Raw genomic sequence first — 356 nt, forward strand, 5'->3', positions numbered from 1 at the left:
TGGCACACCGAAGAAATCCGCCGTGTACGGCCGACCCCGGTGGATGAAGCCAAATGGGGCTTTGCGGTGATCGAACATTCGTTGTGGCACGCCATTCCCAATTATCTGCGCAAGGCCGACAAGGCGTTATTCGCCGCCACCGGATTGCATCTACCCCTGGAGGCGGCGCCGATTCGTTTTGCCTCGTGGATGGGCGGGGACCGCGACGGTAACCCTAACGTCACCGCACCGGTCACCCGTGAAGTGCTGCTGCTGGCACGCTGGATGGCGGCCGATCTGTATCTGCGTGATGTCGATCACCTGGCCTCGGAGCTGTCGATGCAGCAAGCCAGCCAGGCATTGCAGGCCAGGGTTGG

The 356-nt window shown here is 62.1% G+C and carries 1 protein-coding gene; it reads left to right on the forward strand.

What is annotated here, in order from left to right; genetic code table 11:
- Positions 1 to 356 (forward strand): phosphoenolpyruvate carboxylase (locus SB765_RS28375; RefSeq protein WP_410932320.1); only part of this gene is annotated, 356 nt, incomplete at both ends.

This window comes from Pseudomonas sp. SIMBA_067, from assembly GCF_046534675.1.
GTDB classification, from domain to species: Bacteria; Pseudomonadota; Gammaproteobacteria; order Pseudomonadales; family Pseudomonadaceae; genus Aquipseudomonas; species Aquipseudomonas putida.